Raw genomic sequence first — 487 nt, forward strand, 5'->3', positions numbered from 1 at the left:
CGGCCATGCTCGTCACAAAATATTTCTTCACCCTCTGGGCCGGTAACAATGGCGATTTGTGGACCATCAACCCGTGGTTTAGCATCGGGCTGCGGCTTCCATTGACGGTCGGCGGGGATCACGGTGAGCTGGTTGTGATATTGAGTGAGGCCTTCGCCGCCGGCTTCTTCAAGGGCTTGGGGCTGGGTGCCGCTGTGCTGCAGTTGCACGATTTGCCAATCACGGTTAAGGCTGACGTTAATGTGCTCGGTTAAGTCAAAGCGCAGCCCGGCACATAGGATGGGTAAGTTACTGGTGCCCGTGGCTTGTATGCTGTCGCGGGTTAAATAGTGCTGGCGCGCGGTGCTGAACATGTTACCACTGGCGTCGTTTTTGTAACGACCGGGGTAGTCATAGTGTTCATAATCGCTGCGCTGAAAATCAAGGCCAGTGGCGTGTTGATTTTGTAAAAAACGGTAGGCTGGTTTTTTAAAGCTGTAGTCTTTTA

Annotated in this window: 1 protein-coding gene; it reads right to left on the reverse strand. The window is 53.0% G+C overall.

All coding sequences use genetic code 11. From position 1 onward, the window contains the following. On the reverse strand, positions 1 to 487 hold a 487-nt coding region (locus tag Q4519_RS21700; RefSeq protein ID WP_303516014.1), incomplete at both ends, for a contractile injection system protein, VgrG/Pvc8 family.

The sequence above is a fragment of the Motilimonas sp. 1_MG-2023 genome (assembly GCF_030547455.1).
In the GTDB taxonomy this organism is placed as follows: Bacteria; Pseudomonadota; Gammaproteobacteria; order Enterobacterales; family CBDFNC01; genus Motilimonas.